Below are 12,807 nucleotides of genomic sequence, written 5' to 3' on the forward strand. Positions count from 1 at the left end.
TAGATTTGCGTATTAACCTGATATGTTAGAAAAAATAAGCGCCCTCACCTTCTTATTGATTTGCTTCAATATTGCCAATTTACTGGCCCAAAACAACCGTAAGATCTCGGGATCAGTACTAGATTCCACTAAAACAGGAATCGAAAATGTTAAGGTATTGCTAATTGCTGGTAAAGATACTTTAAGTACTGAAACAGACAGTTATGGAGATTTTCGATTTTCAAAGGTAACCACCAATAGCTTTTCCATTCTGATAAGCGCTTTTGGATACATTGATCTGAAAGCGAATTTTTCCTTTAGTGAAAAAGAAAAGCATAAAAAACTGGGTTCATTTATCTTGAAAATATCAAGTGAAATGTTAAAGGAAGTAGAGATTACAGGAAAACCTAATCCTATAAAGTTCATGAAAGACACAGTGGAATATAATGCCGGTGCGTTTCAGGTAAATGAAGGTGATAATATGGCAGATCTACTAAGACAATTTCCGGGGATAGAAATTGACAAAGACTATAATACTACCACCATGGGCAAAAGCATGAAGGTAATCAAGGTAAACGGAAAGGAATTTTTCACTAGTGATATCAAAGATTTTATCGGAAAACTTCCCGCTGGTATCGTTTCAAAAATGCAGATAATTGATGATTTTGGTGATGAAGCAAATTTTACGGGAATTAAAATAGGAGAACCCAGGAAGATCCTTAATATCATAACCAAACCTGGAATGGACAATGGCGCGTTTGGAAACATTACTGGCACTGCCGGAACGAATAATATGATTGGCAGCCGCTTGGATATGAAACGTTGGGAAAAAAGCAAACAAAGCGCACTTGCATTAGGCGGCAACACTTCAAATAATGGTGTAGGTACTAACAATAAGATTGACGTAAATGCAAATCATAGCGACAAAATAAATGAGTTTATGGATGCCAGAGTTGGTTACAACTTTAATAACGATGGAAATGCTTTTTCAAAAGAGCAGGTAACGGAATCGCTAAATCCAGAAGAAAAATTTATTAACAATTCACAAAACCAGGGCAATAGCAATGTTTACAACCACAGACTGTCTGCCAGCACCAACTATAATAATAAAAAGGTATTTATACAAGGCAGTTTTGTTGGTGGCTTCACTAAATCAAGCAACGAGAATAACTCCCTTAATAACCAATACGGCATTTTGAGGCAAGACTTAAAGAGCAGAAACAGCTCCAGCAGTTCCTCGCCAAATTTCGGTGGCAACATGTCGTTTTCAAAAAAACTAAAGAACAATAAAAATTCCTTTTCAGGACACAGTTCGTTTTCATTATACAATAGATTCTCAGATCAGAATATCAGCAACAATACAATATATTACAACAAAAACAATGGCGCTTTACTAAAAGATTCGTTGTTGAAGAGAGATTTGAGCAGCAAAACATCGAACAAGAATTTATCATTTGGGTTCAATTACAGCTTGGGTTTAAAAAAGCCTAAAGACACCATAGCAAGACAAAGTTTGAATTTCTCTTATAATGTCTCGACAGGAAATGCAAGAAATGAGGTTTCAACATTTGTATTCAACAACAAAAACAATATCAGTTCATTTGTAGACTCACTAAGCACAGCCTTTAGTACCATAACACTCAACCAATCTTTTGGCACCAATTACAACTACGAATCCAACAAGGGAAGATATAATATTGGGTTAAATACAAGTTCCAACTTGCTCAACAATCAGGATCTAAGATCAAACCAAAACATAAAAACTTATAATCTAAATTTTTCGCCAAGTATAAACTACAGTAAAAACCTATCTCCAGGGAAAACCATATCGTTGTATTATCAAGTATATGCAAACAACCCAGGTATCTCACAGCTGCAATCCATTCATAATGCTCAAAATTTACAGAATATTATCATAGGAAATCCAAATCTCAAAGCATCACTGAACCATAATCTCAGTACAAACTTTAATATTGCTCAATTAAAAACTGGCAGATCATTACAACTGGGACTAAACTCTTCTTTAATACAAAGAGAGATCGTGAGCAATATATCGTTACTACCAGACACGTTAAACAGTCTTAAGCAAATTACGAGGTATGAAAACGTAAATGGCAACTATCAGGTTAATGGCAACTACCAGTTTTACATACCCCTCAAAAAAAATCAATATTCGATTTCGTATTCAGGTACAATGGGCTTTTCTAGTCGACCAGTTATCTTTAACAATGAAAAGTTATTTGGAAAAGGACTTAATTTCTCACAACAATTGCAGGGTAATTTTACAACAAAAAAAATTACTTTATATGCTCAGACAAGCTATTCTATAACCAATAAAAACAACTTAAATTCATTGTATGAGACATCATTCCAACCTCTCGTTATAGGCCAGATTTCTTCAATTACTTTTTTCAGAACCACCACCTTCGGTAACTATCTTAATGGAGATTTTAGATTTAAAAATTCATCATTCTCAACAAATATCTCCTATAATTTAAATAGAAATAGTGCAACTACAGATCAGCCCATTATAAATACCAGTAACTTAGATCTAAATGCAAGCGGTCGCGTGACCATAAAAAAAACCTACTACGTCAACTTTCGCATGTCAAAAAGCATCAATTATGGTTATGTATTGGCCAATACAAATCCATTTATTATCAATATTGGAATGGAGAAGAGATTTTTGAAAGATAAGTCTATGAGTTTGAGTATTTCGGGAAATGATTTATTAGCCCAGGGTAACAACACATACAGAATGGTTTCTGGGAATACCATTACCGATAGCCGCAGCAATCAGTTAACGCGGGTGTACTCTTTAAATTTGAGCTACAATTTATCCAAATTTGGTGGTAGAAATTTCAGAGTTGATCCAGATTAACGTTGCTATTAGGCTACTGCTCAATTGAACTTACCCAGTTTTCAGTTTCTCTGTCTTTTACAGGAGTTTTGGAGGCTAAAATTCTCAACACACCCCCATTCATAATGTCTTCTTGTGTAAGATAATTGCGTTTCAATAACTTCCCATTCAGATAAACACTTTCCATAAACTTATTTTGGAGACTAAAATTATCTACCTCAATTTTGAAAGTCTTGTTTTTAGGTAATTGATAAACAACAGATTTGAATAAAGGAACATTCAGGTAATATATTGGCCAGCCTACACACGCTGGAGAAAACCCGCTCGCCGTAAATACATACCAGGCAGACATGGCGCCTGCGTCATCATCCATGGTTCTTAAGTAAGCTTCTGGCTGATTTTGGTAGATCCTACCGATGTTAGATCCAATACCCCTGCTATTGTCGTTGAAATAATTCTGTATTACGGTGTCTGCGGCGAAACGATGCATCCAGTCTTGAGATTTCCAGGACTCTTTGCTCATGTTATACATTAGCGGAACTTGTAGGTCTGGCTCATTGGCATGGTTATACAAATCGCGCTCAAAGAATTCATCCAATTTGTTCACATAAGCTGCTTCGCCTCCATTTAGGGCAATTAAACCCTTAACATCATAAGGCACAAACCATCTGTATTGCCAAATGGTTCCCTGGTAAAGCCCTCTTGCCTGCATCTGGTCAACATCCCTCCTACTCATATCGCTAAAATCCTTTTGCCAGTAGGTTTTATATTCTAATGCCTTTTTTCTGTACTTTGCAGCCTGCTCTTTGTTTTTTAAAATGTCATAAATCTCAGACATGGCCCAGGCATCATAACTAGATTCCAATGCTTTATCTGGCGCTTTATAATCCAGCCGCTCAACCTCACTCATTAACGAATCGGCAATTTTTTTAAAGTCTACCTTATAGCCCTTGCGGTAAGCATCTAGCAAAACTACAATGGCATGTTCAGACCTAACGGTATTTGAAGGCTCTGTTTGGGTAGCATAATCCTTTTTGCCAGAATTGTAAAGATCCGCAAGTGAGGTAATCATTCCAGCATATTTATCTGGGGTAACTAATGACAAAAGCGGCAACTGGGTACGGTAATTGTCCCAAATGGCCCAACCATTATACCGCACGTCTTTGCTTTTTTCCAGCACTCCTTTTGTTGACCGGTATTGCCCGTCTGGCTCAGAAATCATATATGGCGACTGCATGGTTCGGTATAACAGCGAATAAAATAGTTTAGCATTATCTATATCCCCTTCAACAGCAACCTTTCCAAGCAATGCATTCCAATCTGCAGTAGTCTGATTTTTTAATTGATCGAAATTATCTTTGTTTATGGATGCCTTGGCAGCTTCAAGACTAACTGCTGAAACTGCTATGTTCAATTCGGCAGCAGTAGCATCATCACTCAGTGCAATATCCAGCTTGTGATTGGCCTGATCCTGCCAAATATGCTCGCCTGTTAGCTCCAGATAATAAAAAATCCTATATTTCCCTACACCACAGGTAGTTTTTGCGTCTATCCAGCCGCTAACCGAGCCTTTAGAAATCTTGTGCTCTTCTGCAATAAAACCACCAGAAAATGCGTGTGAAAGGTCAAGATAGAAACCTTTTTTACCTTTTGGAAATTGATAAACATGCTTTCCTGCATTTTTAAGGACAGTTAGTTTTGCGCTTATCTGATTGTCAAAGCCTACCGCGTAATAACCTGGACCGGCTTTTTCAGACACCTTTATTAAGGTAGACTTTGCAGGATCATCACCAAGAAAAGGTTTAATTAAAAGGAGTCCGCCGCTACCTGTACAGCCTACCCCTTCAAAACGGGTATGGGTAAATCCATCAAACTTTTTAGCCAGGTACTCATAGCCCATGTGGGTTGTAGGGTAGGTTTGCGGACCAATACTCAACATACCAAAAGGATAAGATGCAGCTGGCGACATCTGTCCGTGGTCTCCTGAAGATCCAAGAAACACATTTACCAAATTTGCCGGCTTGCCTGTTAATGAAGTATAGTTTTCCTGTTGTGCAATAACAGTTGTGCTAGTTAATGCAAATACGAGACATGCTAATGCTAAAATTCCTTTCATTATTTGTTTTTAGAGCTACCAGATGCGGAAAGCTGATTAAGTTTCTGCCTGATGTATTGCCCGGCCGGAGTTAAGTTTTTTGCAGACCAATTACCACCAACTGGTGCCCCGGGATTCAATAAAGCTGTCGTCTCTTTCTTATCAGTAACATTCCAATTGGCCCAGCTTAACTGCTGCCTTTCCATCCAATCCAACCATTTATTTGTTTTATCAAGATCGAAAATACCATTACCGTTTGATTCTCCCACCCCCCATTCTGTAACAAAAAGCGGAAGCTTGGCAGCAATAGCACTTTCTGCTTTGCGCATCAGTTTTTCCTGGTGATTGGGATCAGAGGCATAAAAATGAAAAGAGTAAGCAATATTATTAAAGCCCGTTATCGGATCTTTAGCGGTAATATCCACATCCTGATCCCAAACAGGACTACCCACAATAATTAAGTTTTTACTGTCATATTTTCTGATGGCTTCAATTACTGGAATTGCATAACTCTTAATGCTACTCCATGAAATGCGCTCAGGCTCATTAAAAACTTCATAGATTACATTAGGCTTTCCTGCGTACTTTTTAGCAATTGCAGCAAAAAACTGAACCGCCCTTTCCTGATGCTGATTGGCATGATGATCATGCCAATCTACAATAACGTAAATACCATTCTTTATTGCAGCATCTACAGCTGCGGTAATTAATGTAATCTGACCTGCTGAATCTAATAAATAGCCATGTTCGGGTTCCACTGCCATAGAAAGACGAATAACATTAGATTTGAAATCATTAACCAACCATTTGAACACATTATTATTATAGTACTTTCTACCTCCCCAAATACTCCAGGACATACTGATGCCACGCAATTGCGGCGCCTTTCCATTGAAGTCTACTACTACCCCATTAACTACTTGCAGCTGCCCATGCTGCACAACTGCATTTGATTGTGCATTGGCAAACACACAACCAAGAAATAATACCATAAGTAAATAAAGCTGTTTCATATTATTTAAGTTTCTTACTTCCACTGATGTTATATCGTAAACCAAAAGCCTGCTGACTATCTACTACCCCTTCAACAAAATGGAACGAAAGGTCAAGAATACCTTCTACGTTTTTAAATAGGATTGGTCGCCAGGTCAGGTCTGTTCTGTTGTAAACTTTTGCGGTATAAAAACGATCCCCAAAACGGATATGATGTCCTTCTCCATTGTAATAAGAATTGATAATCCCAAAGCGATGATAAGCTACATGAAACTCTAACAGTAAGCCTTTAGGCGTATTCCAACCACTTACAGAACGTAGACGTTCAAAAGACATGAGTCCACCTGCATTTATGGTTAAGGAATCCAAGCCGGTTTTACCCGTAAGATCCACTCCTGCTTTGATGGCCAGCGCACCATTGTCTTCAATATGATCGCCCACAATATTTACAGCCGGACCGGCATTGTGCAACATCATGGCATAATGGGATACAAAGAATACTCCACTTTTATAATTGCCCGAAAGTCCGAAAAGAAAATTCTCGCGGGCTGTAGCCGTTTGCCTGCTGGTCCAATCTATCCATACCGTTTGGCGCCAATGTTCATGCTCATATTTAACCAACATCCCCTCCACATTTGGCCGGTAATAATTCAATGTATCGGTTAAAATGGCTCGCGGATAATCGCTAAGTAGTTTATACCTCGGAAAAGCACCCATATAAAGATTCCAGTTTTGCTTAGTGAACTGGTAATAAACAACAGGGTCAATTTTATTGGTAAAATTTGGTGATCCAAATTCATGCAAAGCATTAAAACCTACCCGAATTCTGTGGGTACTATCAATCGACAACCCAATTTCCGGCGAAAGTCTGATGCCAAAAATAGTCTGAGGGTAGCGGTTAGATTTACCATACTCCCTATTATCAGCAAAAGAATGTAAGTTTAATGCACCCTCTAACTCCTGCGAAAACAGGAAATTGCTGGCACCAAGTATCAATGTAATAGTTAACAGGAATTTTATCTTCATAGAATGATGTTTAATGGCCTAAATATATGGCTTTTTGACGTATTGGAAATTTATTACAGGATCAATTTATAATTGCTTAAAAATAAGGATTAATTAGCCTATCTCGTTCTAAAAACCTTATCCCAGATATCAGATGTAACACCGTACTTTTTTGATGAATCATCATAATGATGAAGCATGTGCTGTTGCTTTAACTTCTTCCAGAAACCATTTTTAAACTGGACATGATGCAGCATATAGTGCGTCATGTCATAAAATAAATAGCCGAGCAGGAAGCCTGCGAAGAACCCATCCAGCATCAAAGATGTCAAAACCAAATTAAAAAGAATATAGAACATCAATGCAAGTGGGATACTTGCAGACGGCGGCATCACCAGCCTTTGTGCATCGTTTGGATAATCATGATGCACGCCGTGGAAAATAAAATGAATTCTCTTACCCCAATTTGTACTGGGATAAAAATGAAATATAAATCGGTGCATTATGTATTCAGTAAGCGTCCAAATAAATAGCCCTGCAAGTAAATAACCAGAGAAAATAATGGCTCCATTTTGCGCTAACGATTGCCAGCAAAAGAATATAATGACGGGTATAAAAACGATCAATGGCACAAAATAAGGCACCTTGGATAATCCTTCAAGCAGCGGACTTTTAAACATTCTTACAGACTCCTGAGAATTGGAAATAAAATTCTTCCTCATCGCTTTAGTTTTAAATTCAACGAAAGCTCAAAAATAAGGGTTTTATCTATCTTCTTTTATGATCAGTATGTCAATTTCTTAATCTATGTTAAGATTAATCGGGTTTACACCACCTACTTTTGTAGTAAATTAAAAAACAAGAGACATGGCTCAATCAATATTACATACCGCATCAAGCAGAGATCAATCTGATCATGGATGGCTTAAAAGCTTTCACACTTTTAGTTTCGGCGGAAATTATAACCCTGAACGCATCCAATTTGGTGCACTAAGGGTTTTGAACGACGACTGGGTAAGTGGTGGCGGAGGCTTCGGAGAGCATCCGCATGACAATATGGAAATTATATCCATCCCTCTGGCAGGTTCCTTACAGCATGAAGACAGCATGGGTAATGTTGCATTGATTGAATCTGGAGAGATCCAGATCATGAGCGCAGGTACAGGCATCTACCACAAAGAATTTAACAAAAATGGCGATGATCCAGTGCAGTTCCTACAGATTTGGTTATTTCCAAACCAAAGAAATGTAATACCAAGATACCAACAGAAACGGTACGAGGAATTACTTAAACCCAATCAATTTGCGCAAATATTATCACCAAACCCAGATGATGAAGGAGTATGGATTTATCAGGATGCATGGTTCTATATGGGTAAATTTGATAAATTAACCCAAACAGAATTTACATTTAAAAACACGGATAACGGCCTCTATGTATTTGTCCTAAAAGGCAACGCAACGGTAAATGAACAAACATTGAATGAACGGGATGGGTATGGAATCTGGGAAACAGAACGTATATTTATACAAGCTGTTGAAGGCAGCCAAATTTTGCTAATGGAAGTTCCGATGAAATATTAAAATGGAAAAAACAGAAATTCTTATCGTTTGCACCCATGAAGAAATCCTTAAAACAATTGCAAGGCTCATTAACTCAAATCCTCAAATGAATGCCACAGCTGCTGTATCACAAGAACAGGCCATCACACTATTCAGCTCAGGTTCCTTTGATTTGGTACTTATTGGTGCTGGATTAACTAATGAAGAAGAAACAGACTTAATCGCTAAAGTAGAAAGCTCAAGGGCAAAAGTACCGGTAATATCACATTATGGAGGTGGAAGCGGTCTTTTATTTACAGAGATTTACCAGGCACTTGGCAAATAAAACGTATCAAATCTGTTACTTGCTTATAGATAAATAATATATTAACTTTAAATCGGTTTATTTTAGCATCCCCCCAAATGGAACGATGCTTAGGGAGCTTGGGTGGTTCCGGCTCCCTTACTAAAAAAAGAACGGCTGCTTTGCAATTGCGAAGCAGCCGTTCTTTTTGCTTTAAAAATAATTTATTTTTTATTCCAATCGTAATTAAGCATCTTGATAAAAAACCCACCAACAACACTTCTTGCCTGGAATCCTACCATTTTTCCCGTTGTGGTTTCGTGCCAATCACTCAATGGCACACGCGAAGTAGTTTCAGTTGCATATTTATATACAGGGTCAATTAATGCCTGGAAATCTGCTTTGTTGTCAGCCAGTACTGATGTCCACAAAATCCAGTCAGATTTTGAATAGGTTTTGCGACTATCCAAAGGCAACCCAAAACTGTTTTGCTTAGTTAAATAATACTTTATCTCCTTTGCATAAACCTCTTTAGGAAATAAATTTAAACCAAGCAACTTATCCCATACCAGGTTATATTTCTGACTCCAGGTTCCTTTTTTATCAAAAGTTAACGCGTAATGATCACCATCATCAGCCATAGTCATCCATTTCAAAGCCATTTCTTTGGCCATGGTAGTATACTTTTTTGCTTCTGCAGTTTCACCAAGATTTTCGGCCAGCATGCCATAGGTACCCAGAGCTACAATAGCCTTAACAGATAAATTAGAGTTTCTGGCCAGGTGACCTGCAAAATCATCAGTACACAATTGGTTGCCCGGATCAAATCCTTCGCGACTCAAATATTCCGCCCAAACACCAAGTGTTTTCCAGTGTTTTCTGGCATATTCTGCATTTCCTTCCGCCTTTGCTATGGCTCCGGTAAGGATAATCATATTACCAGATTCTTCTACAGGCATGTCCTCGCCATACGTCTGACCATTAGCCAGTGGATAAGTACCCAAATCATGAGCCGCAAATGGCTTAGCCCACTTTCCGCTTTCACTATAAGCATAAATCCCATTCAACAAACCCTTAACCAGGTCTGGATTGTAGGCTAAAAACAAAGGTGCAGAAGGATAAGTAACGTCTACGGTATAAATTGAACCATTACTAAAGTTTTCTTTAGACATAAAAAGTAAGTCTCCAGATGGGCTTTTTACCAACTTATGCGCGGCAATAGATTGTCTATAACCTAAAACACAAAGCTTTGCGTACTTTTCGCCGCCTGCAGCCAAAGCATTTTTATACATAACAGCATCAAATGCATTTACCCTCTGGATCACTTTGCTGTAATCTGTATTTGCATTTATCAGTTCGCTAGCAAAAGTTTTGCTGCCATCGCTATTCCAATACGCCTTTAAATTCTGTCCGAAGTATTGAACAGCTTCCTGATCGTCATAACCAAGCATAATAAATTGTTGATGCTCTGCTGCTCCAATCTTGCCGAAGTTCAATACAGTACTTAAAGAAAGTTTAGTACCAGTCTGCGAAGTTGGTCTTGCAATTTTTAAGCCTTTCGTAAATTCAACAATGGCATTCTTTTGAGGAAGAATATATTGAACTGCCTTGTTATTCAACGAAGTAGCAACATACATATATCCCCAATCTATCCTTAGGTCATCCCCTTTTTTCTTCAATATAGGTTGCTCGGTAGTGCCTGCTTTAAGAATGGCAAGCGGACCAGTATTTGCTACGTCGGCTTTTACCTCTTGACCAGCTGTATTTGTGGCAATATTAGTAGAAGCGTTAAAAAGAACTTCAACACTATGAATTTTCTTATCGTTAGACCTTACTTTGTAAGTAATATAAGATATGGGTCTGGAAACCATATGAAGATCATCCAGCAACAAAGGCGAAGTGAATGTTAGGGCCAAATCGACGCCACCAGATTTAAACTCATACTTTGTTTGAGTTGCAGTGACATCCACACTCTTCTGCTGAGCAGCAGCTACTGGATTTCTATCAACCATTTTTGTTACCAGGCCGGCATCCAACCACGCACCACCTGCTGTATTGGCAATATGAATTGCCAGTATATTATTTTCCTTTTTCAAACCCTTTAAAACAGCTGCTTTAATAGGTACATAAATAAACTTGTTATTTGTCCAGCCTTCTGCAATGTAAATCAAGCTCCCATTCAAATAAACTTCAACATTGTCATCGTGGCTTAACTTCAAGGCCAGGTCATTTAACAAAGGATTTGCCAAATCAAATGATCTTCTTACCCAAAGGTCCTTAGTTTTCCATTCTGTTTTAGCAAATGTAGAAAGATCGCCGAAAGGAGCTGCACCCGTTTTCCAGGCACCAGCCGTGTAATCAGCAGATTTCCAATCTCCTGATGGAGCACTTTCTGTATAACTAAAATTGTAATCTTTATCATCTGAAGCTGGTAAAACAGCTGTAAAGCTCTGCTCCGTATCTCCCAGAAAACGGTATGATTTACCATCAACTTTAATTATACCAAGAAGGGATTGTTCTGTACCAGTCCAATGTTTGGTAACAGATTCATTCAATTTATCTGTATTAGACCAAATACTAAAATAAGCATCATGCGTTATTAATGGATAAGAAGGAGCTTTATTTTCTTGCGCAAAGGCGTAAGTGCTAAGCATAATTGCAAAAAGAAATAAGATTTTTGTTTTAATCATTTGTGGTTTAAGGATTGAAATTAACAGCTTTAAGAATTAATAGTTCACTAAAAACCCAGCTGCTTTGAGGCGGCTGGGTTTAAGCTTTTTAAAGAAATATAATTTATTTGTCTTGTCTGTATAACTTAACTTGGTAAAGTTTAAAGTTCTGTTCATTCTGCTGGAAGGTAGCTACGAAACCAAAGGTAACAGTTCTTTGCTCTGCCAGATTAAATGCCGTAGTATACGTAATTGGAGATCCTGGCGTTCCGCTGCTATTACTACCTGATATTTTAGTCCAACCCAGTACATTCGGATCCGTTTCAACGTTATTTGCATCAGGCAAACTAGTAGCCTTAGAAACAGCATTGTATAACTTATCCTTTACACTAAAGTCATGGAACCCTATTTGATAAAAATACTGTCCAGCAGGCAGCGGCGCTAAGGAAGTTTGTTGAATTTTTCCATCCACAATTTCGAATTCTCCACCACCCCATTTTTCCATAGACATCGTATTGCCTTCCCATTGATCCCAACTACCCATATTGCCTTCACGCTGTTTAACTGCAGCATTTACATTCCAGTCAGCCACTATACCCCATCTGCCACCTACACGTTGAGCAGCAATAAATGGAGGCCCATCATTAGCATTTGCATTTCCAGTATTCTTCAGGAATTGCTTAGTAACATCTTCCAGGGTTCCATTTGAGGAAACCAATTTCTTTACGTTTGCCTGCGCCCCGTTTTTAGTAGTCAACACTACCTTTGCGGTAAAGAGCTTACCAACTGCATAAGCCTTTGTTGGCTCAAGTTCTGTAGAAGTGGTACCATCACCAAAATCCCATTTCGCAGACTTAAGTTCCGCAGTAGTACTAATCTTGAATTTTACCGTATTGAGTGTTCCATTGGGCAAAGCAACTATTTTTGCCACTTTATCTGCCTGAATATCAACAATAATTAATTTTTTACCCTTGGCACCATCAAGAGACGTTGCAGTTAACACCACCTCATATTTACCATCTCTTGGAAACATGTGATTTGGAGAAACTTCGGTCGATAAACTATCATCACCAAATCGCCATTCTAAAGACTTGTAATTGGTTGACTTGTTATTGAAATCGAAGGTAAAAGGATCTGTTTTCGGTACGAATTCAAAATCTACAAATGGAAGTTTTGATGATACCGTACTTTCTACCGGTAAAATACGGTCTTTTTCGCAAGCTGCGAAACTCGCTGCGCAAAGTAAAAATAAAATCGGTTTAAGGATTTTTTTCATGGAGGAGAAATTTATATTTGGTTTAGATTAATAGTCCGCCCACCCTACTGTAGAGAACTAATATCTAAATATATGGATTATTAT

9 protein-coding genes are annotated in these 12,807 nt (G+C 38.1%); 3 read left to right on the plus strand and 6 right to left on the minus strand.

Translation table 11 applies throughout. The features are described 5' to 3' along the window. Positions 1 to 22 precede the first annotated feature (22 nt). A complete protein-coding gene (locus ACVWYN_RS06825) occupies positions 23 to 2,860 on the plus strand; it encodes an outer membrane beta-barrel protein (protein WP_457288081.1) in 2,838 nt (945 codons plus the stop codon). Between the two features lie 13 nt (positions 2,861 to 2,873). Here ACVWYN_RS06825 and ACVWYN_RS06830 read toward each other — a convergent pair whose 3' ends face one another. The 4 genes from ACVWYN_RS06830 to ACVWYN_RS06845 form a co-directional block, all read right to left on the minus strand. Beyond that, positions 2,874 to 4,955 carry a glycoside hydrolase domain-containing protein gene (locus ACVWYN_RS06830; protein ID WP_457288082.1) on the minus strand — a complete coding sequence of 694 codons (2,082 nt, stop codon included), beginning with the start codon at positions 4,953 to 4,955 and terminating at the stop codon, positions 2,874 to 2,876. Next, positions 4,955 to 5,947 (minus strand): glycoside hydrolase family 5 protein, encoded by a 993-nt coding sequence (locus ACVWYN_RS06835; RefSeq protein ID WP_457288083.1) that lies wholly within the window; start codon positions 5,945 to 5,947, stop codon positions 4,955 to 4,957. The genes ACVWYN_RS06830 and ACVWYN_RS06835 overlap by 1 nt, the downstream gene beginning before the upstream one ends. A 1-nt stretch (position 5,948) precedes the next feature. Beyond that, a complete protein-coding gene (locus tag ACVWYN_RS06840; RefSeq protein WP_457288084.1) occupies positions 5,949 to 6,953 on the minus strand; it encodes a hypothetical protein in 1,005 nt (334 codons plus the stop codon). A gap of 98 nt (positions 6,954 to 7,051) precedes the next feature. Next, positions 7,052 to 7,654 carry a sterol desaturase family protein gene (locus tag ACVWYN_RS06845; RefSeq protein ID WP_457288085.1) on the minus strand — a complete coding sequence of 201 codons (603 nt, stop codon included), beginning with the start codon at positions 7,652 to 7,654 and terminating at the stop codon, positions 7,052 to 7,054. A 145-nt stretch (positions 7,655 to 7,799) separates the two neighbouring features. On the opposite strand from ACVWYN_RS06845, the gene ACVWYN_RS06850 reads away from it, so the two are divergent. Further along, positions 7,800 to 8,516: a pirin family protein gene (locus tag ACVWYN_RS06850; RefSeq protein WP_457288086.1), complete on the plus strand. Its 717-nt coding sequence runs from the start codon at positions 7,800 to 7,802 to the stop codon at positions 8,514 to 8,516. A 1-nt stretch (position 8,517) separates the two neighbouring features. Further along, on the plus strand, positions 8,518 to 8,820 hold the full coding sequence (locus ACVWYN_RS06855) for a hypothetical protein (RefSeq protein WP_457288087.1): 303 nt from the start codon (positions 8,518 to 8,520) through the stop codon (positions 8,818 to 8,820). Positions 8,821 to 9,002: 182 nt separating this feature from the next. Here ACVWYN_RS06855 and ACVWYN_RS06860 read toward each other — a convergent pair whose 3' ends face one another. Together ACVWYN_RS06860 and ACVWYN_RS06865 are read right to left on the minus strand one after the other, a co-directional pair. After that, positions 9,003 to 11,468 carry a glutaminase domain-containing protein gene (locus ACVWYN_RS06860; RefSeq protein ID WP_457288088.1) on the minus strand — a complete coding sequence of 822 codons (2,466 nt, stop codon included), beginning with the start codon at positions 11,466 to 11,468 and terminating at the stop codon, positions 9,003 to 9,005. Positions 11,469 to 11,571: 103 nt separating this feature from the next. Continuing rightward, the gene (locus ACVWYN_RS06865) at positions 11,572 to 12,723 is read right to left on the minus strand and encodes a DUF5013 domain-containing protein (RefSeq protein WP_457288089.1); all 1,152 of its coding nucleotides are present in this window, start codon (positions 12,721 to 12,723) and stop codon (positions 11,572 to 11,574) included. Between the last annotated feature and the right edge of the window lie 84 nt (positions 12,724 to 12,807).

Source organism: Pedobacter sp. UYP24, assembly GCF_054057295.1.

Excerpts from the sequence above, each read along its gene's own strand:
- ACVWYN_RS06850 (WP_457288086.1), top strand. The coding sequence starts at position 7,800 with ATGGCTCAATCAATATTACATACCGCATCAAGCAGAGATCAATCTGAT.
- ACVWYN_RS06840 (WP_457288084.1), bottom strand. The coding sequence starts at position 6,953 with ATGAAGATAAAATTCCTGTTAACTATTACATTGATACTTGGTGCCAGC.
- ACVWYN_RS06825 (WP_457288081.1), top strand. The coding sequence starts at position 23 with ATGTTAGAAAAAATAAGCGCCCTCACCTTCTTATTGATTTGCTTCAAT.
- ACVWYN_RS06845 (WP_457288085.1), bottom strand. The coding sequence starts at position 7,654 with ATGAGGAAGAATTTTATTTCCAATTCTCAGGAGTCTGTAAGAATGTTT.
- ACVWYN_RS06860 (WP_457288088.1), bottom strand. The coding sequence starts at position 11,468 with ATGATTAAAACAAAAATCTTATTTCTTTTTGCAATTATGCTTAGCACT.
- ACVWYN_RS06855 (WP_457288087.1), top strand. The coding sequence starts at position 8,518 with ATGGAAAAAACAGAAATTCTTATCGTTTGCACCCATGAAGAAATCCTT.
- ACVWYN_RS06835 (WP_457288083.1), bottom strand. The coding sequence starts at position 5,947 with ATGAAACAGCTTTATTTACTTATGGTATTATTTCTTGGTTGTGTGTTT.
- ACVWYN_RS06830 (WP_457288082.1), bottom strand. The coding sequence starts at position 4,955 with ATGAAAGGAATTTTAGCATTAGCATGTCTCGTATTTGCATTAACTAGC.
- ACVWYN_RS06865 (WP_457288089.1), bottom strand. The coding sequence starts at position 12,723 with ATGAAAAAAATCCTTAAACCGATTTTATTTTTACTTTGCGCAGCGAGT.